The organism is Ornithinibacillus jepli (genome assembly GCF_047228935.1).
In the GTDB taxonomy this organism is placed as follows: Bacteria; Bacillota; Bacilli; order Bacillales; family Amphibacillaceae; genus Ornithinibacillus.
Window position 1 is genome coordinate 377,034 of record NZ_JBFEGG010000003.1, and the last position, 25,951, is coordinate 402,984.

General features: G+C 36.3%; 26 protein-coding genes and 1 tRNA gene. 22 read left to right on the forward strand and 5 right to left on the reverse strand.

The window, feature by feature from the left end; all coding sequences use genetic code 11:
* Nucleotides 1–6 precede the first annotated feature (6 nt).
* Complete coding sequence (gene whiA, locus AB1K81_RS13620; protein WP_412977202.1) at nucleotides 7–954, forward strand: DNA-binding protein WhiA; 948 nt, start codon at nucleotides 7–9, stop codon at nucleotides 952–954.
* Between the two features lie 106 nt (nucleotides 955–1,060).
* Nucleotides 1,061–1,315, forward strand: a complete 255-nt coding sequence (locus AB1K81_RS13625; protein WP_412977203.1) for an HPr family phosphocarrier protein — start codon at nucleotides 1,061–1,063, stop codon at nucleotides 1,313–1,315.
* Nucleotides 1,316–1,400: 85 nt separating this feature from the next.
* On the opposite strand, the gene clpP is transcribed toward AB1K81_RS13625, so the two are convergent.
* Entirely contained in the window at nucleotides 1,401–1,988 is a 588-nt protein-coding gene (gene clpP / locus AB1K81_RS13630; protein WP_412977204.1) for an ATP-dependent Clp endopeptidase proteolytic subunit ClpP, read from the reverse strand.
* A gap of 256 nt (nucleotides 1,989–2,244) precedes the next feature.
* Here clpP and AB1K81_RS13635 point away from each other — a divergent pair.
* Together AB1K81_RS13635 and AB1K81_RS13640 are read left to right on the forward strand one after the other, a co-directional pair.
* Nucleotides 2,245–2,320: transfer RNA gene (locus AB1K81_RS13635), tRNA-Arg, on the forward strand.
* A gap of 356 nt (nucleotides 2,321–2,676) precedes the next feature.
* Nucleotides 2,677–2,892 (forward strand): hypothetical protein, encoded by a 216-nt coding sequence (locus AB1K81_RS13640; RefSeq protein ID WP_412977379.1) that lies wholly within the window; start codon nucleotides 2,677–2,679, stop codon nucleotides 2,890–2,892.
* Between the two features lie 345 nt (nucleotides 2,893–3,237).
* Here the strand turns inward: AB1K81_RS13640 and AB1K81_RS13645 are convergent, their stop codons facing one another.
* Both AB1K81_RS13645 and AB1K81_RS13650 read right to left on the reverse strand, forming a co-directional pair.
* Nucleotides 3,238–3,693 carry an ImmA/IrrE family metallo-endopeptidase gene (locus tag AB1K81_RS13645; protein WP_412977205.1) on the reverse strand — a complete coding sequence of 152 codons (456 nt, stop codon included), beginning with the start codon at nucleotides 3,691–3,693 and terminating at the stop codon, nucleotides 3,238–3,240.
* Between the two features lie 177 nt (nucleotides 3,694–3,870).
* A complete protein-coding gene (locus AB1K81_RS13650) occupies nucleotides 3,871–4,296 on the reverse strand; it encodes a helix-turn-helix domain-containing protein (RefSeq protein ID WP_412977206.1) in 426 nt (141 codons plus the stop codon).
* A 236-nt stretch (nucleotides 4,297–4,532) separates the two neighbouring features.
* On the opposite strand from AB1K81_RS13650, the gene AB1K81_RS13655 reads away from it, so the two are divergent.
* The 12 genes from AB1K81_RS13655 (at nucleotide 4,533) to AB1K81_RS13710 (ending at nucleotide 15,985) form a co-directional block, all read left to right on the forward strand.
* Nucleotides 4,533–4,727, forward strand: a complete 195-nt coding sequence (locus AB1K81_RS13655; RefSeq protein ID WP_412977207.1) for an XtrA/YqaO family protein — start codon at nucleotides 4,533–4,535, stop codon at nucleotides 4,725–4,727.
* Between the two features lie 209 nt (nucleotides 4,728–4,936).
* Nucleotides 4,937–5,428 (forward strand): sigma-70 family RNA polymerase sigma factor, encoded by a 492-nt coding sequence (locus AB1K81_RS13660; protein ID WP_412977208.1) that lies wholly within the window; start codon nucleotides 4,937–4,939, stop codon nucleotides 5,426–5,428.
* A 255-nt stretch (nucleotides 5,429–5,683) separates the two neighbouring features.
* Nucleotides 5,684–5,902: a BhlA/UviB family holin-like peptide gene (locus AB1K81_RS13665; RefSeq protein WP_412977209.1), complete on the forward strand. Its 219-nt coding sequence runs from the start codon at nucleotides 5,684–5,686 to the stop codon at nucleotides 5,900–5,902.
* A gap of 342 nt (nucleotides 5,903–6,244) precedes the next feature.
* Entirely contained in the window at nucleotides 6,245–7,099 is an 855-nt protein-coding gene (locus tag AB1K81_RS13670) for an N-acetylmuramoyl-L-alanine amidase family protein (protein WP_412977210.1), read from the forward strand.
* A gap of 260 nt (nucleotides 7,100–7,359) precedes the next feature.
* Nucleotides 7,360–7,611, forward strand: a complete 252-nt coding sequence (locus AB1K81_RS13675; RefSeq protein WP_412977211.1) for a glutaredoxin family protein — start codon at nucleotides 7,360–7,362, stop codon at nucleotides 7,609–7,611.
* A gap of 152 nt (nucleotides 7,612–7,763) precedes the next feature.
* Complete coding sequence (locus tag AB1K81_RS13680) at nucleotides 7,764–8,792, forward strand: sugar-binding transcriptional regulator (RefSeq protein WP_412977212.1); 1,029 nt, start codon at nucleotides 7,764–7,766, stop codon at nucleotides 8,790–8,792.
* Between the two features lie 38 nt (nucleotides 8,793–8,830).
* On the forward strand, nucleotides 8,831–9,838 hold the full coding sequence (gene gap / locus AB1K81_RS13685; RefSeq protein WP_412977213.1) for a type I glyceraldehyde-3-phosphate dehydrogenase: 1,008 nt from the start codon (nucleotides 8,831–8,833) through the stop codon (nucleotides 9,836–9,838).
* Nucleotides 9,839–9,977: 139 nt separating this feature from the next.
* Nucleotides 9,978–11,159, forward strand: a complete 1,182-nt coding sequence (locus AB1K81_RS13690; RefSeq protein WP_412977214.1) for a phosphoglycerate kinase — start codon at nucleotides 9,978–9,980, stop codon at nucleotides 11,157–11,159.
* Nucleotides 11,160–11,181: 22 nt separating this feature from the next.
* Nucleotides 11,182–11,940, forward strand: coding sequence for a triose-phosphate isomerase (gene tpiA / locus AB1K81_RS13695; protein WP_412977215.1), 759 nt, complete (start codon nucleotides 11,182–11,184; stop codon nucleotides 11,938–11,940).
* Nucleotides 11,937–13,475 (forward strand): 2,3-bisphosphoglycerate-independent phosphoglycerate mutase, encoded by a 1,539-nt coding sequence (gene gpmI / locus AB1K81_RS13700; RefSeq protein WP_412977216.1) that lies wholly within the window; start codon nucleotides 11,937–11,939, stop codon nucleotides 13,473–13,475. Before tpiA ends, gpmI begins: the two co-directional genes overlap by 4 nt.
* Before the next feature lie 17 nt (nucleotides 13,476–13,492).
* A complete protein-coding gene (gene eno / locus AB1K81_RS13705; protein WP_412977217.1) occupies nucleotides 13,493–14,782 on the forward strand; it encodes a phosphopyruvate hydratase in 1,290 nt (429 codons plus the stop codon).
* A gap of 228 nt (nucleotides 14,783–15,010) precedes the next feature.
* Complete coding sequence (locus AB1K81_RS13710; RefSeq protein WP_412977218.1) at nucleotides 15,011–15,985, forward strand: nucleoside hydrolase; 975 nt, start codon at nucleotides 15,011–15,013, stop codon at nucleotides 15,983–15,985.
* Between the two features lie 102 nt (nucleotides 15,986–16,087).
* On the opposite strand, the gene ptsP is transcribed toward AB1K81_RS13710, so the two are convergent.
* Nucleotides 16,088–17,800, reverse strand: coding sequence for a phosphoenolpyruvate--protein phosphotransferase (gene ptsP / locus AB1K81_RS13715; RefSeq protein WP_412977219.1), 1,713 nt, complete (start codon nucleotides 17,798–17,800; stop codon nucleotides 16,088–16,090).
* Nucleotides 17,801–17,914: 114 nt separating this feature from the next.
* Entirely contained in the window at nucleotides 17,915–18,841 is a 927-nt protein-coding gene (locus AB1K81_RS13720) for an alpha/beta hydrolase (RefSeq protein ID WP_412977220.1), read from the reverse strand.
* A gap of 179 nt (nucleotides 18,842–19,020) precedes the next feature.
* Here AB1K81_RS13720 and secG point away from each other — a divergent pair, with 179 nt between their 5' ends.
* From secG to AB1K81_RS13750, 6 genes are all read left to right on the forward strand, one after another.
* Nucleotides 19,021–19,254, forward strand: coding sequence for a preprotein translocase subunit SecG (gene secG, locus AB1K81_RS13725; RefSeq protein ID WP_412977221.1), 234 nt, complete (start codon nucleotides 19,021–19,023; stop codon nucleotides 19,252–19,254).
* A 141-nt stretch (nucleotides 19,255–19,395) separates the two neighbouring features.
* Nucleotides 19,396–20,142, forward strand: coding sequence for an alpha/beta hydrolase (locus AB1K81_RS13730; protein ID WP_412977222.1), 747 nt, complete (start codon nucleotides 19,396–19,398; stop codon nucleotides 20,140–20,142).
* Nucleotides 20,143–20,182: 40 nt separating this feature from the next.
* Nucleotides 20,183–22,462 (forward strand): ribonuclease R, encoded by a 2,280-nt coding sequence (gene rnr, locus AB1K81_RS13735; RefSeq protein WP_412977223.1) that lies wholly within the window; start codon nucleotides 20,183–20,185, stop codon nucleotides 22,460–22,462.
* Nucleotides 22,463–22,668: 206 nt separating this feature from the next.
* On the forward strand, nucleotides 22,669–23,475 hold the full coding sequence (gene zupT, locus AB1K81_RS13740; protein WP_412977224.1) for a zinc transporter ZupT: 807 nt from the start codon (nucleotides 22,669–22,671) through the stop codon (nucleotides 23,473–23,475).
* A 143-nt stretch (nucleotides 23,476–23,618) separates the two neighbouring features.
* Nucleotides 23,619–24,086 (forward strand): SsrA-binding protein SmpB, encoded by a 468-nt coding sequence (gene smpB / locus AB1K81_RS13745; RefSeq protein WP_412977225.1) that lies wholly within the window; start codon nucleotides 23,619–23,621, stop codon nucleotides 24,084–24,086.
* 62 nt (nucleotides 24,087–24,148) lie between these two features.
* Nucleotides 24,149–25,810, forward strand: a complete 1,662-nt coding sequence (locus AB1K81_RS13750) for a M20/M25/M40 family metallo-hydrolase (protein WP_412977226.1) — start codon at nucleotides 24,149–24,151, stop codon at nucleotides 25,808–25,810.
* Nucleotides 25,811–25,951 lie beyond the last annotated feature (141 nt).

Consider the following 25,951-nt stretch of genomic DNA (forward strand, 5'->3'; position numbering starts at 1 on the left):
TAAATAATGTCCTTTGCTTCTGAAATTAAAAAAGAACTAACTTCTTATGAAAATGAAGATTGTTGTTCCTATGCAGAACTAGCTGCTTTAATTCGGATGAATGGTACAGTTTCCTTATCAAACTTTCGTTATACTTTAGATGTTCAAACAGAAAATGCAGCCATAGCTAGACGTATTTACACGTTAATTAAGGCTAGCTTTTCCCCAATTCCTGTTGAGCTATTAGTTCGGAAGAAAATGAAGCTTAAAAAAAATAATGTCTATATTGTCCGATTAAAGGAAGACGTCCATGAAATGCTAACGGAATTAGGGATTATGAAAGATTCCTATACATTCGTACGAAATATTTCCTCTCAATACTTAGAAAAAGAGTGCTGCAAGAAAGCGTATTTACGTGGAGCCTTTCTTGCTGGCGGTTCAATTAATAACCCAGAAACTTCTTCTTACCACCTGGAAATTTCTAATACGAATGAAGAACATAATGATGCATTAAGTGAACTGTTAAATTCCTTTGGGTTACGTGCAAGAGTATTGGAAAGGAAAAAGGGGTTTATCGTTTACATGAAAGAAGCGGAGAAAATTACCGAGTTCTTAAGTATTATTGGAGCGAATAATGCCCTTTTTAAATTTGAGGATGTACGAATTGTTCGAGATATGCGTAACTCTGTTAACAGATTAGTAAACTGTGAGACAGCTAATCTGAATAAAACGATTGGTGCTGCTTTCCGTCAAATTGAAAATATTAAATTGATTGAAAATACCGTTGGTCTAGAAGCGTTACCTGACAAGCTACGCGAGGTTGCGATATTACGTGTTCAGCACGAGGATGTATCGTTAAAAGAACTTGGCGAGCTAGTAAGTAGTGGTAAAATTTCTAAGTCGGGTATAAATCATCGATTAAAGAAAATAGATGAATTTGCAGAAAAAATTAAACAAGGTGAAATTTTGTCTTAACTTAATTGTCATTTAAAATATTCATGATATAATAGTGTATCATGAATATTTTTTTAATTATGCATCAATTTGGTTTTTGCTTAACATAGGGGAGGATGAGAAGAATATGGTGGAGAGAGTTGTTACAGTTGAGCTTGAGTCGGGGCTGCAGGCAAGACCTGCTGCACAGTTTGTGCAAGAAGCAAATCGATATGCTGCGCATTTATTTCTAGAGAAAGAGGGTAAACGAGTAAATGCAAAAAGCATTATGGGGTTAATGAGTCTGGCAATTACGACTGGGGAGTCCATTAAATTAATTGCTGACGGTTCTGATGAGGAAGTGGCACTAAATCACTTAGTATCATTTGTTAGCAAAAAGTAGTTTTTTAATTAACTTACTATGTGAAGTAGATAACATTATGAATGAAAATGAGGGTGAATCCATTCGGATCCACCCTCTCTTCTCATTATTCAGGCTTACGTTCTAACACTTTATCAATTAAACCATATTCTACTGCACCAGCAGCTGTCATGAAGTTATCACGTTCAGTATCACGATTAATTACTTCAATTGGTTGACCTGTACGTTCTGAAAGAATTTTGTTTAAGTTTTCTCTCATTTGAATGATACGTCTAGCATGGATCTCAATGTCAGTTGCTTGACCTTGAGTACCACCTAATGGTTGGTGAATCATTACTTCACTGTTCGGTAAAGCAAAACGTTTCCCCTTAGCACCAGCTGCAAGCAAGAAAGCACCCATTGATGCAGCCATACCTGTACAAATTGTAGATACATCAGATTTAATAAATTGCATTGTATCATAAATTGCCATACCAGCTGTAATGGATCCACCTGGTGAATTAATGTATAAAGAGATATCTTTCCCAGGATCTTCTGCTTCTAGGAAAAGTAATTGTGCAACGATTGAATTTGCAACATTATCATCAATTGCACTTCCTAACATAATGATTCTGTCTTTTAATAAACGGGAATAAATATCATATGCGCGTTCACCACGATTTGTTTGTTCAATAACTGTAGGTATTAAATTCATTGGAATTCCTCCTTAATCTTTTCTATGGATATATCCAATCTTTGGATAATTTCATCATATAACAATGGTCAATTAAGGTCAAACAAAAACGTTCGACTATTATTTCAAATTATGTATTAGGGAAAAATCATACTTTTCATGATGCCCTTTACCACAACGAAATAAACCTTTTCCAACTAAAATTACTTGTTAATTGTGTTCGCAAACGTTATAATAGCCTATGTGTCAGATTTTCTATTTGACCATCCTATATTGTGCGCCCATAGCTCAGCTGGATAGAGCACTGGTTTCCGGTACCAGGTTTGCCGGGGGTTCGAATCCCTCTGGGCGCGTCTTACAAAATTAATAGTAGCAAGGGATAGAGAGTGATTTCTTCCCTTGCTTTTTTTATCCAATTAGCCGTAGATAAAGAATTTTGTATATAATAGCTGCAATTTATTGTATTCCTGAAATAACATAAGAATACATGTCTACGTTTTTTTGTATTGAACTATACTCCAATCGTTCTTGAACTACTTTCGGAAGCACTCCAGTACCTAAAAAGGTGTGCCACTAGATTTCCATTTAACTCTGCAAAAATCATCTCCAAGCAAAAACTCAATTAAGCTTAATTTTTTCTGAATATGGGGTATACACGTTCTTGTTTTATGATATAATAGGAACAAATGTTCTGTGGGGGTGGTCTGTGATGAAAGGATTATTCTTACGTTCCATCGAAAATAAAGAGAAAATCATTATCTTTTATATGGACTCTAAAAGTCAAGTGACCCAAAGGTTTGTCCGTGTAATTAGCATGCGTGATGAATCTATTGTGGCTTTTTGCTATTGGCGTAAAAAGATTAGAACGTTTAAATTGGAGAATATCCTTTCAGCAGGACCAGTCAGAAAGAAATTGGGGGCATAATATGAATGAACTATCGAGGAAGTTTTAAATGGGCTGCAATGATGATGCGAGAGCACACTCAAATGTTAAACGAGATGTGGAAGCAGCAAATAACAAGGAACAGTTATAAAAATCAATTCTAGAAACATTTTCTTAAAACAAGTTGAATTTTTAACATTTGATTTTCTGAAGTATGGATTTCTGATTGTGATATTATTATTTATTCCTATCAAATTTGCCGCGGGTCTATTCCTCTGGGGGCATTTTACAAAATTAATAGTAGCAAGGGATAGAGAGTGATTTCTACCCTTGCTTTTTTATACAGAAAAGTGGGCAACTAACCAGATTTCAAACCTTACTTAAACGTTACATACTCAAACATATTTTTTCTCCCTCCAATATCATTTTACTCTGATACATTTCCAGCCTCCTGAGTGCAAAATCGAATTCAACATTAAATATGCTTATAATATCCGTAACCGTAGGTGTGTGTAGTTTTTCTAGCATAAAGGTTGGAACGCAAAAGTGATAGGCAAAATGATTCGCTTGCCATTCTTGAAGGTCCATAAAGGATTTTTTCATCGTTAGTTGGTTACCGAAGTGTCTTAAAAAATGACATATTTCATGTCCGAATAATTGCCATTGTTTTTGTTTGGTATCATATTGAAGGATGATACTATTACCATATCTGTAGGTAGAGGAGCTATAATAAAGGTTTATCCCGAGTTTAATGGCAATATCCTCTAGATCTAATTGCTCAGGATGACTAATGGATAAATTATTGTATAAATTGAAAACAAAATCTTCTAAATGCGTATACATTTCCATCCTCCTAAATACGAATATACGTTCTATTTTGTGGTATAAGATGAGGAGTGCAGATTTATGCACCCCTTAAAAGTCCAATCCTGGTTTAACCCTGATAGCTCTCTTTAGATGTGGTATTACTCGAAAATAAAGGTGTTCTTTGTTAGTTGGAATTACCTTTCGTAAAACAAACTAACTCTCCCTGTTCTTACTTAATTTAAATTTTATAAATTCATAAACCTCTTCTAATTGCTCTGATGTCATGTTGGCAAGGTCGTTAAACATTAAATCGGCATCATGGAATTCCCTGGTAATTTTTTCCATGATATTAACTCTCCGATGTTCTTCAGGATCCTGACTAGAAAAAAACAGATCGAATTCACTACCTTTTTTCTCAGGTGCAAATCCAGCCATAATGAAGAGGTCGTCTAATTCTAGTTCAAGCTTTTTTGCTAATAATCTTAAGGTGGGTTTAGATGGATTATGCTCTCCGCGTTCAATTTTACTTAAATGAGAGAAACTGATACCAGTTTTTTCGGAAAGTGCTCGTAAGGACATGCCGTTATTTTCCTTACGATAGTTCCTCAAAAAGTCCCCAATATTATTGTTAGCTACCATATTGATCACCACTGATTCCTAGTCTTACAGTTTATTGTATCGTAAAACAACACAAAAATAAATAAAAATCTAATTTTGTGTTGACATTTAACACGAAATAGATTATCTTAGTGTCAAGTTACAACACAAGACGAGCAACTCATTTCTAAAAGGAGGTGGCCAAGCTATGTTGATTGGTAAAAGTAATAAGTGGCTGCTTATTCGAGCAGGTTAACTATCAATCGGGAGGAGATGGAATGAGATTAGAAGATCTACCTATTAAGAAGGGTGCATTAATTATCGATATCAATGAAAGAGATAAACCATTTGTTGTAGTGTATTGTCAAGGGAAAGCTAGGATAACTTATTTACCTGAACATGGTGAGACGAAGATTATTACACATCAGGGGAAGGTGAAGCGCATCAAGTTTGATGAAGGGGAAGAATTTTGACTGAATTATTATGGCTTCATATTCAATAGAGTGGCTATTGAATGGGTATTAAGTTTATTCTTTGAAGCTAGGATTAATAAAGAAATTATAGAAGAAATGCTTAAATAGTTCTACCAGTAAGCTGGAGGATACTGAATGATAGCTAGTCTATTGTTTGGTGTCCTTATTTTTATGTATTTACAAATATGAAACGTTGTGGAGGAGTTTAGATGAGTCGAAAATCAACGGAAAATTGGACGGATAAATTAATTCTAGAATATGAACAGAGTAAGCAGGCGTTATTCAACATGAAAAACAATTTAGGAGACTCATTACTGGATCAGCTAGATAAGACGCAAATTAATAGCATGATTGAAACAATTCAAGAAGCGATTGAATGGATGTCTACTGGTCGAGAGCCAAATAAAATACGTGGAATCGATAAAAAGGCAGCATATCAACGTATGGCAATAGAGGATATGGACATGTTTCCATCACTGGAAATTATACCCGAAGAACGGAAATTAAACCAAGTAGAGAAGAGTACTATTATCAATATTCTAGCAGAAATGACACCACGACAAAGGCAATGCTTCTTATTGCATACGGTCTATGCGCTATCATACGCAGAAATATCTAATGAATTAAATATTGGTAGAAGTACAGTTCAAAAACATATTGAGCGTGCGAAGGATAAAATTTGTCGTGCAGATGTCGTATGAAGTTCTTAATAAGTGAAAGGAGCTTTTCAGATTTAAGCTCTTTATTTCATAAAAAAAAGATCATACACGAGCCTTATAATCTGATTTAGGATTTATCAAAGTATTGGAGTTTTAATACTATGAAAAGGAATAGTGTTGAACGTGTATGGTGTGAGACGGGAGGGATTGGAATGGTATAAGAGTGTTAGAGGAATCAAAAGAGTTATTCTATTTTTGGACGGAGCTAATGATTTTAAGTAATAAAAGGGGGTACTTATGGATGAAACTTTAATTCAATATTTTCTTACACAGGGGCCATTTGCAGTTCTTTTTGTATGGCTATTTTATACGAGTAGAAAAGAAGCAAATGAAAGAGAAAAAAAACTCTATCAAACAATCAATGATCAAAATGAAATATTAAAAGGATTTAGCACTAAGTATGACATCGTAATTACAAAACTAGATGATATAGAAGAACGTTTGCCACCTAAGTAAGGGCTTTTTATTATATTTCGCTTGTGGAGGTGATTATAGGTTGAAGATTAATGGGAATAAGTATTCCTTTATTCTGTGCTCAGCTAATCCTATAATCCTAGCAGCCATATCTATGATTTAACAACATCGGTAATAGTAGGGGATTTGTACAAGCATTCTCTCACCCTTAAGTTAAGGATAAGCCAGTATCAACATGTTAGTGGATTGTCTTATGACTCACATTCATGTGCTTAAGTAATCATGTAAATATGAAAGAACTAAAAAAATCAACTGATTAAATAAGTGGCTAGTTCAAATGGACAAGTCACTTTTTTAATATAAAAAATTAGGAGGAGATTGTTTATGGTTAAAATCGCATTAGATGCAGGACATGGTATGAATACACCGGGGAAAAGAACTCCGGATGGTGAACGAGAGTGGTATTTTAACAACAAAGTAGTAGTTGCAGCTACCAGATATCTTAATGAATATGAAAATGCAACAATAATTCGCTTAGATGATCCTACTGGAAACACAGATGTATCTTTAACGGCACGAACTAACAAGGCAAATAGTGAAGGTGCTGATATTCTGGTATCTTATCATCATAACGCAAACACAGGTCAATGGGGTACTTGGACTGGAACGGAAACATACTATTATCCAGGTTCATCTTCCGGCTATGCATTAGCTAGTAAAATTCATCCAGCAATTGTAGGGGCAATGGGGTTACGAGATCGTGGTATTAAATCAGAAAACTTCCATATGCTTCGTGAATCCAATATGCCAGCAATACTAATTGAAGGCGGATTTATGGATTCTACTATCGATATTGTCAAAATGCGAAACGATACTGTTATGAATAACACAGGGAAGGCGCTAGCAGATGCAATTGCCTCTCATTTTGGATTAAGAAAAAAAGATAATGGCGGAACAGGTACGTACACAGTTCAGCCTGGTGACACATTGTGGAGTATTGCACAAGCCCATAATATGACAGTACAACAATTAAAGGATTTAAACGGCCTTACGGATGATACTATTTATCCTGGACAAGTTCTGATTGTTAATGGTGGAGCAGTTTATCACGTAGTCCAATCTGGTGAAACATTATGGGGAATTGCACAACAGTATAACACTACGGTTGATACCATCAAAAGCTTAAATGGATTGACAAGCGATGTTATCCAACCAGGGGATCGTTTGAGAGTTAGGTAAAAACAGGTAAATGACTAATGACTAAAGCCCAGCCCGTGACAATGGCTGGGCTTTTTTACTTTAAAGGTATCTGTTATAACAAAGTTGATAACAGAATGGCCATGTTTGTATGTTCAGGTTTAATGAGGTTTCGACTTGTATGAGTCTTTGTTGTAAAAAACTAAAAAACAAGGAAACTTTGGTGCACTAGCTACTGATAATTGCGATTAGGAGGAGAGTTTTGTATACTTAGGACGAAAATGATATATAGAAGGTGCCTTATGGAAAAAGTTTTATTATACACAAAAGAAAACTGTTCTCTTTGTGATAACGCTGAAGCATTACTGGAAATGTTTCAACTTGATTTTGATTTTGAAATTGAAAAGCGCGATATTTACACGAATGATGCGTGGCTAGAAAACTATCATTTATCCATACCAGTAATCGAAATAGGCGGGATTCAGCTGAATTGTGAACAGGTGGACTATAATTCAATTGAAACCACCTTAAGTGAGAATTTACAAAAGAAATAACTAAATTTTACAATCATATTGTTTGTATATTTTACACATTATGGTATGATAATAATGTACATAGAATCTTCTATGTGAATTTTTTTGGGACATGTGGGACACCATAAGAATGTGTGGGACATTTTCGTTCCCGATTCTAAAGGGGTAATGTCATGAAAGAGTTAGTCGACTTACAAAAAAAGCTTATACCTGACTTGTTAGACGTAATGCAATCGAGATTCTCTCTGCTCAGAAGTGTTAACCTCTATCAACCAATTGGAAGAAGAGGGCTTGCAGAAAGTAGCAATTTAACTGAAAGACAAGTTCGAAGTGAGATTGATTTACTTTATGAACAAGGGTTATTAGAAGTTACGACAAAGGGAATGCTTATTACGGAACAAGGTAAAAAAGTTCTAGAACAATTAAGTCAATTTATGGGTGAGATAATGGGCTTAAGTGTTTTAGAAAAAAGAATTAAGGAAACATTACAAGTAGAGAATGTTGTCGTTGTACCAGGTAATAGTGATGATGCAGAATGGGTTAAACAAGAGATGGGCAAGGCTTGTGTTAATTACCTAAAGAAAATCATCATGCCTAACGCAACCATTGCTGTAACAGGTGGTACTACGATGGCTTCGGTTGCTAGTGTGATGACCCCATTTGAAAAAGATAGTAATTACCTGTTTGTGCCAGCAAGAGGTGGCATTGGGGAAAAGATGGAAAATCAAGCAAACACCATCGTTGCACAAATGTCTCGAAAAGCACAAGGAGACTACCGGTTACTCTATGTCCCTGATCCAATTAGTGAAACGTCCTATCAAAACATCATCCAAGAGCCTTCTATTATAGAAGTTTTAAAGCTTATAAAAAATGCAGATATTGTCCTACATGGCATTGGTGATGCGTTTACGATGGCAGACCGCAGGAAGACTCCTGATGAACTAAGAGAAAAACTTGTAGAAAAAAATGCAGTTAGTGAAGCATTTGGCTATTATTTTGATCAACAGGGTAATGTTGTCCATAAAGTACGCACAGTTGGATTGCAACTTGAAGATTTAGAATCAAAGGAATATGTAGTTACCGTTGCTGGCGGAAAGTCAAAAGCAAGAGCAATTGAATCCTATTTCAAGCACGGTACAAGTAATGTGCTCATTACAGATGAGGCAGCAGCAGAACAGATTTTAAGGGATACTTCCCTTTAAATAAATCATATTAGAAGAAATTTTAGGAGGAATATAAAATGGCAGTAAAAGTTGGTATTAATGGTTTTGGACGTATTGGACGTAATGTATTTCGTCAAGCTCTAAAAAGAGACGATGTTGAAATCGTAGCAGTAAATGACTTAACAGATGCAAATATGCTTGCACATCTATTAAAATATGACTCAGTACATGGTGTATTAGAGGAAGAAGTATCTGTAAACGGTTCTAACATTGTTGTTGATGGAAAAGAAATTAAAGTATTAGCTGAGCGTGACCCAGCAAATCTTCCTTGGGGTGAACTTGGTGTTGAAGTGGTAGTCGAATCAACAGGTCGCTTCGTTGATCGTGAATCTTCTCAAAAACATATTGATGCTGGTGCGAAAAAAGTTATTATCTCTGCTCCTGCTAAAAATGAAGATTTAACAATCGTTATGGGTGTTAACCATGACCAATATGATCCTAGTGAGCACCATATCGTATCAAACGCTTCTTGTACTACAAACTGTTTAGCACCATTTGCTAAAGTGCTTAACGATAAATTCGGAATTAAACGTGGTCTAATGACAACTGTTCATGCATATACAAACGACCAACAAATTCTTGATTTACCACATAAAGACTATCGTCGTGCTCGTGCAGCAGCTGAAAATATTATCCCTACAACTACTGGTGCTGCAAAAGCAGTTGCACTAGTATTACCTGAATTAAAAGGTAAATTAAATGGTATGGCTGTTCGTGTACCTGTTCCAGACGGTTCAATGGTAGACTTAGTAGCAGAAGTTGAAAAGGACGTAACTGCTGAAGAAGTTAACCAAGCATTCAAAGAAGCTGCAGAGAACGAATTAAAAGGAATCTTTGAATATAGTGAAGCTCCACTAGTATCTCGTGATATTGTTGGAAATACTCATTCTTCTATCCTAGATGGTCTATCTACTATGGTAATGGAAGGTAACATGGTTAAAGTTCTTTCTTGGTATGACAACGAAATGGGTTACTCTACTCGTGTTGTTGACTTAGTTGCTTACATGGGACAAAAAGGACTATAAAACATACAGAAAAGGTGGAGGAATAATTCTCCTCCTTTTCTCATGTGATTTTTGCAACTTTCTCCCTGAGTAATAGTCAAAGACTAGGGAAACCTATGAAGTAATGCTTACATATTTTTTATTTTGGGAGGGAATCCAAATGAAGAAACAAACAGTAAAAGACCTTGATTTAAAAGGGAAGAAGGTTTTCTGTCGTGTTGATTTTAACGTTCCAATGAATAATGGAGAAGTAACAGATGATACACGTATTAAAGCTGCTTTACCAACGATTACCTATTTATCAGAACAAGGTGCAAAAGTTATTTTAGCTAGTCATCTTGGGCGTCCTAAAGGCCAGGTTGTAGATGAACTACGATTAGATCCAGTTGCAAAACGTTTAAGTGATTTAATTGGAAAAGAAGTTGTGAAAACCGATTCTGTCTATGGACATGAGGTGGATGAAGCGATTTCCGGATTAAATGAAGGAGACTTACTTCTTCTTGAAAATGTTCGTTTTGAAGCTGGCGAAGAAAAAAATGATTCTCAACTAGCAGAAGCTTTTGCTAATATGGCCGATGTTTATGTTAATGATGCTTTTGGAGCAGCACATCGTGCACATGCATCAACTGCAGGTATTGCAGAAAAAATTCCATCTGCTGCTGGTTTCCTGATGGAAAAAGAACTATCTGTATTAGGTAAGGCACTGGAAAACCCTGATCGTCCATTTACTGCTATAATAGGTGGAGCAAAAGTAAAAGATAAAATTGGCGTAATTGATAATCTATTAGATAAAGTTGACAATTTAATAATCGGTGGTGGCTTAGCATACACCTTTGTTAAAGCCCAAGGTCATGAAATAGGTAAATCCCTTCTTGAGGAAGACAAAATTGATTTAGCAAAAGAGTTCATGCAAAAAGCTAAAGATAAAGGCGTTAATTTTGTGTTACCTGAAGATGTAGTCGTTGCAGATGATTTCTCAGAGGATGCAAATAAGAAAGAAGTTGCAATTTCCGAAATACCATCTGATTGGGAAGCACTTGATATTGGTCCAAAAACAAGAGAAAAGTATTCTCAAATTGTTAAAGGTTCTAAACTAGTTATTTGGAATGGCCCTATGGGCGTATTTGAATTAAATGCATTCGCTAATGGTACAAAAGCCGTTGCAGAGGCGTTAGCTGAAACTGATGGTTATACAGTAATTGGCGGTGGAGATTCAGCAGCAGCTGTAGAAAAATTCAATCTAGCTGATAAAATGGACCACGTTTCTACTGGTGGTGGAGCTTCCTTAGAGTTTATGGAAGGAAAGGTACTACCTGGTGTAGAAGCTTTAAGCGATAAGTAAAAATATCAATAGAGGTGATACGATGCGTAAAGTCGTAATTGCAGGGAACTGGAAAATGAATAAAACTCTTTCAGAAGCAAATCAATTTGTAGAAGATGTTGTAAATAAAATTCCTGCTAATGATAAAGTAGAAGCAATTGTTTGTGCACCTTTCCCGTATCTTGCTTCTTTAGTAGAAAAAGCTAAAGGAACTAATCTTAAAGTGAGTGCACAAAATATGCATTTTGAAGATAATGGAGCATACACTGGTGAGGTTAGTCCAGTAATGTTAACAGACTTAGGTGTAACACATGTAGTAATCGGACACTCAGAACGTCGTGAATATTTTGCTGAAACTGATGAATCGGTTAATAAAAAGACCCATGCAGCATTTAATCATGGTTTGACACCAATTGTTTGTGTCGGCGAAACATTAGAACAACGTGAAGCAAATGAAACAATGTCTTTAGTTCAAACACAAGTTACTGAGGCAATTAAAGGGTTATCCAATGATCAAGTAGCGAAAACTATTATTGCTTATGAACCTGTATGGGCCATTGGTACAGGTAAAACTGCTTCATGTCAGGATGCAAATGAAGTATGTGCGCATATTCGTAATGTAGTGAAGTCATTAACCGATGAAGCTACAGCTGAAGCAGTTGTAATTCAATATGGTGGTAGTGTAAAACCTTCTAATGTTGATGAACTATTGGCACAATCTGATATTGATGGCGCATTAGTTGGTGGAGCAAGTCTTGAAGCTGAATCATTCTTACAGCTTGTGGAGGCTGGCGCAAAATGAGTCAAAACAAATTAGCTGCGTTGATTATCTTAGATGGCTTTGCCATTCGTAATGAGGTAAAAGGAAACGCAGTAGAACAAGCAAATAAACCTAATTTTGACCGTTATTGGAAGACCTTTGCTCATAATCAACTTAAGGCTAGCGGTGAAGCGGTTGGATTACCAGAAGGTCAAATGGGTAACTCAGAAGTTGGCCATTTAAATATTGGTGCCGGACGCATCGTTTATCAAAGCTTAACACGTGTTAACTTATCGATTCGTGAAGGTGATTTTTTCGAAAACCAAGCCTTTTTGAAATCAATTAAACGTGCTAAAGAGAAAAACAAAGCGCTCCATATTTTCGGATTACTCTCCGATGGTGGTGTCCATAGTCATATTGATCATTTATTTGCACTGCTGAAGCTTGCAAGTGATCAAGGACTAGAAAAAGTTTATTTACATGCTTTCCTTGATGGTCGTGACGTCGGTCCACAAACAGCAAAAGGCTATATTGAGCAAACTGAGCAAAAAATGCAAGAGCTTGGTGTTGGAAAAATAGCTACTATATCTGGTCGCTATTATTCTATGGATCGCGACAAACGTTGGGATCGTGTCAAAAAGGCCTATGATGCCATGGTTTATGGAGAAGGGCCAAGTTATAAGAGTGCTCTTGAAGTCGTAGAAGACTCTTATGCAAATGGTATCTATGATGAATTTGTTCTTCCATCTGTTATAACTGATGGAACTGGTAATCCAGTTGGTAAAGTAGAAGATGAAGATTCAATTATCTTCTACAATTTCCGTCCAGATAGAGCAATTCAAATTTCACGCACGTTTGCAAATGAAGACTTCCGTGATTTCGATCGAGGCCCAAGCGTACCGAAGGATTTAGATTTTGTTATGCTAACCCAATTTAGTGAATCGATTGACGGTTTTGTTGCTTATAAACCAACGAACCTAGATAATACAATTGGTGAAGTATTAGCACAGAACAATATGAAACAGCTTCGTATTGCGGAAACAGAAAAATATCCACATGTTACTTTCTTTATGAGTGGTGGACGTGAGCAAGAATTTCCTGGTGAAAAACGTATCCTTATTGATTCTCCAAAAGTAGCAACATACGACCTAAAACCGGAAATGAGTGCCTATGAAGTCACGGATGCACTATTAAAAGAGCTAGACGATGGTGAAGTAAATGCCATTATTTTAAATTTTGCAAATCCAGATATGGTTGGACATTCTGGTATGCTTGAGCCTACAATTAAAGCGATAGAAACGGTAGATGAATGTCTTGGAAAAATAGTGGATAAAATAATCGAGTTAGGTGGTCATGCAATCATTACAGCAGACCATGGTAATTCGGATGAAGTGGTTACATTGGAAGGTAATCCAATGACAGCACACACTACAAATCCAGTTCCAGTTATTGTTACAAAAGAAGGCATTGAGTTACGCGATGGCGGTATTTTAGCAGACCTAGCACCGACATTGCTTGATTTATTAGATATTGAAAAACCAAAAGAAATGACAGGCACATCCCTAATTAAAAAGTAAAAGGAGAGAATAACATTATGCCATACATTACAGACGTATATGCACGCGAAGTATTAGATTCACGAGGTAATCCAACAGTTGAGGTAGAGGTTTATACAGAATCAGGAGCATTCGGTTCTGCGATGGTTCCAAGTGGAGCATCTACTGGGGAATATGAAGCAGTAGAACTTCGTGATGGTGATAAAGGGCGCTATTTAGGTAAAGGTGTAGAAAAAGCTGTTCATAACGTAAATGAAATTATTGCACCAGAATTAATCGGTCTTGACGTAACTCGCCAAAACATTATTGATGCATTAATGATTGATCTTGATGGAACAGAAAACAAAGGTAAATTAGGTGCTAATGCTATTCTTGGAGTATCTATGGCAGTTGCACATGCAGCAGCTAACTTCCTAGAAGTACCTTTATACAACTACTTAGGTGGATTTAACGGTAAAACTCTTCCAACTCCAATGATGAACATTGTAAACGGTGGAGAGCATGCTGATAACAATGTGGATATTCAAGAATTCATGATTATGCCAGTTGCAGCACCTACATTCAAAGAGGCACTTCGCACTGGTGCAGAAATTTTCCACTCTCTTAAAAACGTATTAAAATCTAAAGGATATAATACAGCGGTAGGAGATGAAGGTGGATTCGCTCCAAACTTAAGCTCTAACGAAGAAGCGCTTCAAACAATTGTAGAAGCAATTGAAGCTGCAGGTTACAAGCCTGGTGAAGAAGTTAAATTAGCAATGGACGTAGCGTCTTCTGAAATGTATGAAGATGGTAAGTACGTGCTTAAAGGTGAAGGTGTAACCCGTACTTCTGCAGAAATGGTAGATTGGTATGAAGAAATGGTTAATAAATATCCAATTATCTCTATTGAAGATGGATTAGATGAGAACGATTGGGAAGGTCATAAACTTCTTACCGAACGCCTTGGCGGAAAAGTACAGCTTGTTGGAGACGATTTATTCGTTACGAATACGAAAAAGCTTGCTCAAGGTATTGAACAAGGTGTAGGAAACTCCATCCTAATTAAAGTAAACCAAATCGGAACATTAACCGAAACATTTGATGCAATTGAAATGGCGAAACGTGCTGGCTACACTGCTGTAATCTCTCACCGTTCTGGTGAAACGGAAGATGCTACAATTGCTGATATCGCTGTAGCAACAAATGCAGGACAAATTAAGACTGGTGCTCCATCACGTACGGACCGTGTTGCAAAATATAATCAATTACTACGTATTGAAGATGAATTAGCTGGCATGGGTGAATATGCTGGACTGAATGCATTCTATAACTTAAAAAATAAATAAGATAAAAGGCTGCGGTTTCGCAGCCTTTTTCTTTTCTCTTTTCTCCTTTGAACCTCAGAAATAGCTACTTCATATTTACTAGTATGTAGATATTCTCATTGAAAATAAATGTAAGAACATGAAAACTCTTCCAAATACAAAAGTAATTTCTGTAAACTAGTTTGTCACAGGACAAAGCTGTTTCGTAATAGGCTATATAAACAATATTTTTAGAAAGGGCGAGCAAAATTGGCAGACAAGGTATTAGTATTTGGAGATATTGGTGTAGATGATATTACAGCATTACTATATGGTTATTTAAATGATGATATCGATATTGTTGGAGTAGTAACTGACTATGGTAATATTCCACGGGAGAATGCCCTAAGAACTGTAGGTTATTTAAGGACGAAAATTGCAACTGAAGAGGCTCAGAAGGTAGCGATAATAGCAGGTGCTGAAAATCCAATGACATCAGAAGTTCCAGATTTTGTACCAGAAATTCATGGCGAATTTGGGCTTGGACCCATAATTCCGCCAAATTCAGATGAAACACTAATCGAGCTTGAGAATTTCTTTGAAATTATTGGTATTATTGATCAATATGAAGATGAGTTAGTCATCGTTAATATTGGACGATTAACATCACTTGCTACGTTATACCTTTTATATCCTCAAACCATGCAAAAAGTAAAACAAATCTATATAATGGGTGGTGCTTTCTGGGTACCAGGGAATGTAACTGCTGTCTCTGAGGCGAATTTTCATGGCGACCCTGTTGCTGCACAAATTGTTTTAACATATGCAGATCACGTGACCATTATACCGTTAAACGTAACTGAAAAAGCAATAGCTACGCAGCAAATGATAGACTATATTGATCAGATTGGCCCTATTGACATCGTAAAACCGATGATTGATTATTATTATGAATATTATAGGGAACGTAATCCTAATGTGCAAGGTGCACCATTACATGATGTGTTAACGTTAATGGCTGTCAATCGAGAGGATATGTTTACTTTTCAAGAACTTCCTGTTCATATCGTTCAAGCAACCCAAGGTACGGAGAGAGGTCAAAGTATTGCTGATATCCGACCATTTGGTAGCCTAGAAGAAGAAACGGAAAAAGAGATTAAAAGACATCGAATTGCTTTTAATTTTGATTATAGACAGTTTTTTATTGATTTTATGACAACAATGTCAGGGCAACAGTTTCAGTAATTTTGGAGACAGCTACTTAATGTTGGTTTTAGGATGAGTAGAATATAATCCAACCAAAAAACAATTAAAAAAAACGCCCAGATTATTCTGGGCGATTGATCGTTATTCAGTCTTTTCTTTAACAAATGCAACGACTTCTTCAGCGGTAGACATGGATAATAGCTTGTCCTTATAAGAAGCCATTTCTTTCTTAGAAATACCTTTTAGTTGAGTACGTGCCGGTAAAATGGAAGTTGCACTCATACTGAATTCATCTAATCCTAAGCCAAGTAGGATTGGAATAGCTATTGGATCTCCAGCCATTTCTCCACACATTCCTGCCCACTTACCTTCACTATGTGCAGCTTCAATGACGTTGTTAACTAGATTTAAGATAGCTGGATGATACGGTTGGTACAAGTAGGATACTTGTTCGTTCATGCGGTCAGCAGCCATCGTGTATTGAATTAAGTCGTTTGTTCCGATACTGAAGAAATCAACTTCTTTTGCAAATTGTTTTGCAATAACAGCAGTTGAAGGAATTTCAACCATGATTCCAACTTCGATATTGTCAGAAACTTGATGACCTTCATTCTTCAGGTTTGCTTTTTCTTCTAATAGAATTTCTTTCCCTCTACGGAATTCTTCTAATGTTGCAATCATCGGGAACATGATTTTTAAGTTTCCGTATACACTTGCACGAAGTAATGCACGTAATTGTGGGCGGAATACATGTTCATTTTCTAGGCAGAAGCGGATAGCTCTAAATCCTAGGAATGGATTTAATTCCTTCGGTAAGTCCAGATATGGTAGTTCCTTGTCTCCACCTACATCAAGTGTACGAACAACTACAGGCTTGTCTCCCATTTGTTCTAATACGGATTTGTATGCTTCATACTGTTCATCTTCAGTAGGAAGTTCGCTTTTACCCATATATAAAAATTCTGTGCGATAAAGGCCGACACCTTCACCACCATTGTTCATTACACCAACGACGTCATCTGGAGTACCGATATTCGCTACAAGTTCAACTTGTTCTCCGTCAGAAGTAAATGTTGGTTCATCCTTTAATTCAGCCCAAAGTGCCTGCTGTTTTTTGAAGTTTTCACGTTTTCCTTCGAACTCTTTGATTTGTTCATCAGTTGGATTGACAATGACATTTCCATCAATTCCATCAATAATCACGATATCGCCTTGAGAAACTGTTTTGGTAACATCTTTAGTACCGACAACTGCAGGAATCTCAAGAGATCTTGCCATAATTGCTGAGTGTGATGTACGTCCACCGATATCCGTAGCGAATCCTTTAACGAATTGACGATTTAATTGAGCAGTGTCTGATGGAGTTAAATCACTAGCAATAACGATAACTTCTTCATCAATAAGTGCAGGATTAGGGAAGGAAACACCTAATAAATGTGCTAATACACGTTTTGTTACATCACGAATATCTGCTGCACGTTCACGCATATATTCATTATCCATGCTTTCAAACATTTGTATGAACATATTTGCAACTTCTTCTAATGCAGCTTCAGCCATAGTTTTTTCATTTTGTATTTTGTCTTTAATAGGATTAATAAGTTCTGGATCACCTAATACAAGTAAGTGTGCTGAAAAAATCTCTGCATGTTCTGCACCTAGTTCATTTAATGTATGTGCTTTAATCTTTTCTAGCTCTTGTTTAGAAATTGCTAATGCATCTTCTAATCGCTTTATTTCACTTTCTGGATTGTCAATGTTCTTTGATGTATATGTTAAGTCTGGTGTTACTAGCTGAAAAGCTTTTGCAATTGCAATACCAGAAGATGCTGCAATACCTTGGATGTTTGTCATACGATAGTACCAACCCTTCAAAAAAATTTACTATACTTACCTACTTTAACGGTAATATTAGTAGGTTTCAAGCGATTTCACTTTTGTCTACAAATTGTTCATATTGTAAACGTTTTAATTGGTTTTTAGTGGCAAATTTTTTGAAATCCAATGTAAAACTAGCTCATATACTTCTTCTTTATTTATCTCATTTAATACTTCATGACGTGCACCTTCAAAGAGGGTAGTTGTAATATTTTTGATCCCAAGCTGTTCATAACCGTTAGATGTTTTCCAAATTCCCTTTCCGTAGTTACCAACCGGGTCAGCTTCACCGCTAATAAATAGTATAGGTAGACTTTTCCGTATGTTTGCATTTCGTTTTGCATCATGAATGTATTGAAGTCCGGTCATTAAATCATAGAAAAATCGTGCAGTTGGAATGTACCCTGCATATCTATCCTGCATATAGTCTTGGACTACTTTTTCATCTCGTGAAATCCAATCGAAGGGTGACTTCGGATTATTAATTTTCCGGTTAAAAGCTCCAAAGGCGAGTCTATTCATAAGAGGCGATTTTTCTGTAGGGTTTAACTTAGATGATAGTGCTTTACCGAGGGCTGTAGTAAGAGACGGATAAAAGCCTGTTCCCGATAAAATAACGCCTTGAAGAATTTCACTATACTTCTGGATGTAATTTCTAGCTAAAAAGGACCCCATACTATGTCCAAGCAAATAAATAGGTACTTCCGGATGTTCTTCCTTAATTTTCATTGTAAGCATATATAAATCATCTGTTACTCTATCAAATCCATCTGTTTCTGAAAAATAACCCATAAGACCTTGTTTTTGCCCGGTTTTTCCATGTCCGCGGTGATCATTTCCATAGACAAAAATATTATGCTTTAGTAAGTACCTAGCAAAATCATGATATCGTTGGATATGTTCTACCATTCCATGTGCTATTTGAATAATTGCTTTTGGTTGTTTATCAGAATCATGCCATTTTTCTACATATAATTCTACGCCATCATTGGATTCCAACCAGAAAGTAGTTTTCATATAATCACTCCTAAATAAACAATGATTGTTATGATTATCATAGATTAATCTAATTGGAAATGCTATTATTTATAGATAATATATCAACTTTTGTAAAAATAGCTTGATAAAGTATTCGAAATTATGCTAAAGTATGAATAGTTAACTGTCTGCATAAGTTCAGGAGGTGTCATGGAAACATGGCTAGTGTTGTAAATTTTCTATTAGTTCTTGATGCAATCATTATGATTATTTTAGTTCTATTACAAAGTGGAAAAAGTGCGGGCTTGTCTGGGGCGATCTCAGGAGGAGCGGAACAATTATTCGGTAAGCAAAAGGCTAGAGGGATTGACTTAGTTTTACACAGAGCTACAATTGTAACAGGAGTTCTGTTCTTTGTCTTAGCTTTCTTAAGTGCTTACGTATTACAATAGTCAACGATAACCCTTATCACAATTGTGGTAGGGGTTTTTTACTTTAATAAGCTTATAATCAATCCAATAGTTTTTCTACTCAATTTTGTGTAAGTTATAGTATAAAGGGTAAAGTAAGAAATAGAGAAGGGGTTTAAAAAGATGAAAGTAATTCAACCAAAGCCATTTACATTTGAAGCGGGACCACGTGCGGTTTTGTTATTACACGGTTTTACCGGCCACACAGCAGATGTACGTATGCTTGGGCGATTTTTACAGAAAAAAGGATATACTAGTCACGCACCAATTTATAGAGGACATAGTAAACCACCAGAAGAATTGATTGAAACAAGGCCAGATGAGTGGTGGGAAGATGTTCAGAAAGCCTTTCAACATTTAAAGGATTTAGGTTATAACGAAATTGCGGTATGTGGTCTATCACTTGGTGGTGTATTTAGTTTGAAACTAGCATATTCCCAAAATATAAAAGCAGTTATACCGATGTGTGCTCCGATGTTTTTTGATAATGAAAAGCAGCTAACCTCTGGATTCCAAGTTTTTTCTAAGGAGTACAAGCAATTAGAGGGAAAAGATGAGGAAACGATTAATGAAGAGCTAGCTTATTTAGTAGAAAATTCTAGTCCAATGTTTGATGCGCTAGGTGAGCTTATTCAAGAGGTACAAGCTAACGTAGATACTATCTATACACCAACAATGGTCGTTCAAGCTAGACAGGATAAGATGATTAATACCGAAAGTGCTACATATATATATGAAAATGTGGAAGCGGAACGAAAAGAATTGAAATGGTATGAGAATTCTGGCCATGTTATTACCGTTGATAAAGAAAAGGAACAGCTACATGAGGATATTTATCAGTTTTTAGAAACATTAGATTGGGCAGAATAATGATAAAGATAGCAAGTAGAAAGAGAAAGAGGGTGTTAGTATGAGTGAAATAATGCTAGAAAAAGTGAGAAATTATTTTAAAACATATGATTCTAAGCCTTTAGCTGTTGAGGAATTAGAAGAGATATTAGAAATTACTGATGTTGTAGAATTTAAAGAGTTAGTAAAAGCACTAAATGAATTAGAGTATAACGGTGAATTAGTTCGTACTAGAAAGAATCGCTTCGGTTTACCGGAAAAAATGAACTTAATCCGTGGTCGAATTCAAATGCATGCCAAAGGTTTTGCTTTTTTAATTCCTGATGATGAAAACGAAACCGATGTGTATATTCATCATTCGGATTTAGCTTCAGCAATGAACAATGATCGTGTGCTTGTACGTATTGAAAAGCAAGATATATCAGGAAACCGTCCGGAAGGGGTAGTAATACGTATTTTAGAACGTGCTATTACCGAGGTTGTCGGGACATTTGAGGATAATAAAGCGTTTGGTTTTGTTATTGCGGATGATAAAAGGATTCCAAATGATATTTTTATTCCAAAGAGTAAGATGAACGGTGCAGTAGCAGGACATAAAGTTATTGCACGTATTACGAAATACCCAGAGAATCGGATGAGTGCGGAAGGTGAAATCATCCAAATTCTTGGCCATAAAAATGATCCTGGTATTGATATTATTTCAATAATATATAAGCATGGAATTAAAATGGACTTCCCAGAAGAAGTTTTAGACCAAGCAGTGAATACACCAGATGAAATTGATCCGAATGAGCTTGAAAATAGACGAGACCTTCGTGACGAAGTAATTGTTACAATTGACGGAGCGGATGCGAAAGACTTAGATGATGCGGTTACCGTTAAAAAGCTTGAAAATGGTAATTATAAGCTAGGTGTTTATATTGCAGATGTTAGTTACTATGTAAAAGAAGGTACACCAATAGATAAAGAAGCATTTGAACGTGGGACAAGTGTTTATTTAGTGGATCGCGTTATCCCGATGATTCCTCATCGTTTGTCTAATGGAATTTGTTCTTTAAATCCGAAAGTGGACCGATTAACGTTAGGCTGTGAAATGGAAATTGATACTACTGGTAAAGTAGTAAATCATGAAATTTTCCAAAGTGTAATTCGCACAACGGAAAGAATGACATATTCTGATGTAAACAAAATTTTAGTTGATCAAGATGACGAGCTTCGTGAGAAATATCAACCACTTGTCCCGATGTTTGAGCAAATGGAAAAGCTAGCATCTATTTTGCGTTCAAAACGAATGGGTCGTGGTGCGATTGACTTTGATTTTAAAGAGGCAAAAGTGTTAGTGGATGAAGAAGGAAAAGCGACAGACGTTGTGATTAGGGAGCGTTCCGTTGCAGAGCGGTTAATCGAGGAGTTTATGCTAGCAGCTAATGAAACGGTGGCAGAGCATTTCCATTGGATGGATGTACCGTTTATTCACCGGATTCATGAAGATCCGGATCAAAGTAAATTACAGCATTTCTTTGAATTTCTAGGCGGACTTGGCTATAAAGTAAAAGGTACTGCAAATGAAATCCACCCACAGAGCTTACAAAAAGTATTAGAGGATGCCGCGGGTGAACCAGAAGAAATGATTATATCGAAGCTCATGCTCCGTTCCATGAAGCAGGCAAAATATGATCCACAAGGGGTCGGACACTTTGGGCTAGCAACAGAGTTTTATACTCATTTTACATCGCCAATCAGACGATATCCGGATTTAATTGTACATCGTTTAATTCGTACGTATTTAATTGAAAAGACGCTTGATAGCAAAACAATCGGGGCTTGGAAAGAGAAATTACCTGAGATTGCACGACATTCTTCTGAAAAAGAGAGAACCGCAGTCGATGCCGAGAGAGATACGGATGACTTGAAAAAAGCTGAATACATGCAGGAACGAATTGGAGAGGAATTCACTGGAGTTATCAGTTCGGTAACAAGCTTTGGATTATTTGTAGAGCTAGAAAATACCATTGAGGGTCTAGTTCATGTGAGTTATTTAACGGATGACTATTATCACTTTGATGAGCGTCATTATGCAATGATAGGTGAACGGACAGGTAAAGTATATCGAATCGGACAAGAAATCAAGGTGCGTGTTACAGGTGTTAATATGGATGAACATGCGATTGACTTTGAAATCGTTGGAGTAGGAAAAAAGGGAAACAAAGATCTTCCTAAAGTGGATAAGAGCCGTAATGGAAATAATAAAGGAAAAACAGCTGTAAATGAGAAATCTAGTAAGAAATCTGGTAAACATCCCGCCAAATCCAACAAACCGAAAACACGAAAGAGGAAATAGGCGCAAAAACAGTTCGTTGCGCATAGACTAATTCTGTTCCCCAAAAACAGGATTAGTCTTTTTCTTTAGAGGAGAACAGGATTACTAAATTTTAGAATATTTTTATTGCATATTTTTTATCAATCGAATAATATATTGCTATAACCAAAATGTTTCCCTAGGGAAAAACAAATTAGGTAGTCCAACTATGAAGGGAGATCCATCGAATGTCACATGAAGTGATTCTTGCCTTCTTATTCACGCTAATGGCTGGATTAGCAACGGGAATAGGAAGTTTATTAGCATTTTTCGCCAAAACTACAAATACGAAATTTTTATCTTTTGCTTTAGGTTTTTCAGCAGGGGTTATGATTTATGTGTCGATGATTGAAATTTTTGTAAAGGCACAGGACTCACTTGTCTCGGAATTAGGTGAGGATGGTGGTAGATGGTTAACCGTTTCTTCTTTCTTTGCTGGAATGCTTTTAATTGCGTTGATTGACCGTTTTGTTCCATCAGGTTCTAATCCTCATGAACTGAAGAAAGTGGAGGATATGAAAGGCAATGGAGCAATGACAAAAAATCCTGACTTATTGAAAATGGGCGTATTTACTGCACTAGCAATTGGGATACATAATTTCCCAGAAGGTATTGCAACATTTGTTTCCACTATCCAAGATCCAACCTTAGGATTTGCGATTGCCATTGCAATTGCTATACACAACATCCCAGAAGGAATTGCGGTTTCTGTCCCGATTTATTTTGCAACTAATGATAAGAAAAAAGCATTTAAACTATCCTTTCTTTCCGGTCTAGCTGAACCAGTTGGGGCCATTGTAGCATTTTTATTCCTAATGCCTTTCTTATCGGAAACAATGTTCGGTATTATTTTCGCAGCAGTAGCAGGAATCATGGTATTTATTTCTTTAGATGAACTACTTCCAGCAGCAAAGAAATTTGATGAAGCCCATGTTTCTATTTATGGTGTCATCTGTGGTATGGCGCTAATGGCACTAAGTTTATTGATGTTATAAATTTTAGCCCCAATGGTTTAAAAGCTAGCCTTTGGGGTTTCGTTGTATTTAGTTATGTTATGGTTTGAATAATGGTTTCCTATTGGAATAACACATCATTATTTGGTAAAATTGATGCACGGAAGTTTTGGGAGGGCTTAAAAATGCCTAAAGGTGAAGGTAAAGTAATTGCACAAAATAAAAAAGCATCACATGATTATTTTATTGAAGATACGTATGAAGCAGGTATTGTACTTCAAGGTACAGAAATTAAATCCTTACGTGCAGGGCGCGTGAATTTAAAAGATTCCCATGCGAGAATTGATAAACGTGGAGAAGTTCAATTAATTAATTTACATATTTCGGAATACGAGCAAGGTAACCGGTTTAATCATGATCCGACTAGAACAAGAAAGCTATTATTACATCGGAAACAGATTGATAAACTAATTGGTTTAACCCAACAAGAAGGCTTTGCACTTGTTCCGTTGAAAATTTATATCAAAAACGGATATGCGAAAGTATTAATTGGACTTGGTAAAGGGAAGAAGAAATACGATAAACGTGAGGATCTAAAGAAGAAGCAAGTGAAGAGAGATATTGACCGAGCTATAAAAGACTATAATAGATAAACCTTTTCCATCAGCATGATTTATTCTGCTGATGGTTTAGTCTATAAAAGGGGATAAACATAATGGGATATACTATAATAAAGTGCCGTGATGATGTGTTAAACCTTACGAAGCAGCTTGTTTCGATTCGAAGTATTGTCAATACGGAAGGGGAAAGTGTGATAGCCCACTCGTTATATACGATGATCGCTTCTTTCTCGTATTTCCAAACGAATCCCGACCAGTTAATTATCGAGAAAACCAATAACGATGAAATGAATCGCTATAATGTATTAGCTTATGTGAAAGGAAAAGGTAACAGCAATCGAACGGTGATTATGATGGGGCATATGGATACAGTTGGAGTGGAAGATTTCAATCAACAAGGGGATTATGCTTTTCAGCCTGATGAATGGATGGAAATCTTAAAGGAAGAAGATATCCCTTACAAAGCTCGGGAGCAACTGTTACCTAATGAGTGGTTATTTGGGCGCGGAGCTTTAGATATGAAGAGCGGAGTAGCAAGTAACTTATTTTTACTACAATATTTTTCAGAACATCCGGAAAAACTAGATGGTAACCTCGTGTTCCTTGCAGAATGTGATGAAGAGGACGGTTCTCATGGTATTCTCTCTGCTTTAGAGACATTAAAAAAATGGAAAAAGGATCTTGAATTTGAGTATGTTGCAGCGATAAATGCTGATTTTGTATCTCCTTTATATGAAGGAGATCCGAACCGGTATATTTATAAAGGTACAGTAGGAAAATTACTACCATCCTTCTATATTACTGGAGCAGAAACCCATGTTGGTGCTGCTTTTGAGGGAATTGATCCTAATTTTATTGCTTCCGAACTGACAAGACAGATTAGTTATAATTCACAGCTTTGTAATGAATCATATGGTGAGTATACATTACCTCCAGTAGCTTTAAAACAAATGGATCTTAAGACAGCCTATAATGTGCAAACAGCGTTGGGAGCATTTGTGTATTATAACTTTTTCATTCATTCGTGGACGCCGAAAAAAGTACTCTCCATTTTAAAGGAGCAAGCTGAGACTGCTTTTCAGAATGCATTAGATACTTTTGATAAAAGCTATAAAGCATATTGTAAGATGTCTGGGGAAAAGTACGACGGTGTTAAATGGAACCCTAGAGTGTTTACCTACGAGGAAATGGAAGCAATGTTAGTGAAGGCTTATGGAAAGAAGTATTTAGATTCGATGGATACTTTTAAAATGGCATTACTTCATGATGAATCACTAGATACAAGACTATTTGCTTTAAAAGTTGTGGAAGAGGCATGGAAGTGGATGGAGGATAAGGATCCTGCCATTATACTTTTTTACTCATCGTTGTATTACCCAAGAATTGAATTGACTGAAAAGACTCCTAATGAACGCAGGTTGAATGATGCATTAGAAAGAGCAGTGGAAACCATACAGACTATTTATGATAAACCAATAAAGGTTAAGAACTTCTTCCCATATATTTCGGATATGAGTTTTATGGCAATCAGTGATGATGAAGCGGGGATTAATGCTGTTAAGGAAAATAATCCAGCTTGGGGAACAAAGCATTATGTGGATTATGAAGCAATACGTGATATAAATGTTCCGGTAATCAATATTGGACCATATGGGTTTGATGCGCATAAGAAACTTGAACGAGTAGAAATTGATTACTCAATGGAGATTGTGCCGAATATGACGAAGCTCGTCATAGAAAAACTACTAATTGAATAAATGAGTCTACTGGGAAACGAAAGCTTTACTGGGAAAACATCCCACGGTAGTACCCTTGAAAATGTATTTGGATATGTTATAATAGAATATGTCGCCAATGAGCGGCCAACAATTAAATAATAATTTGTGCTCGTATATACC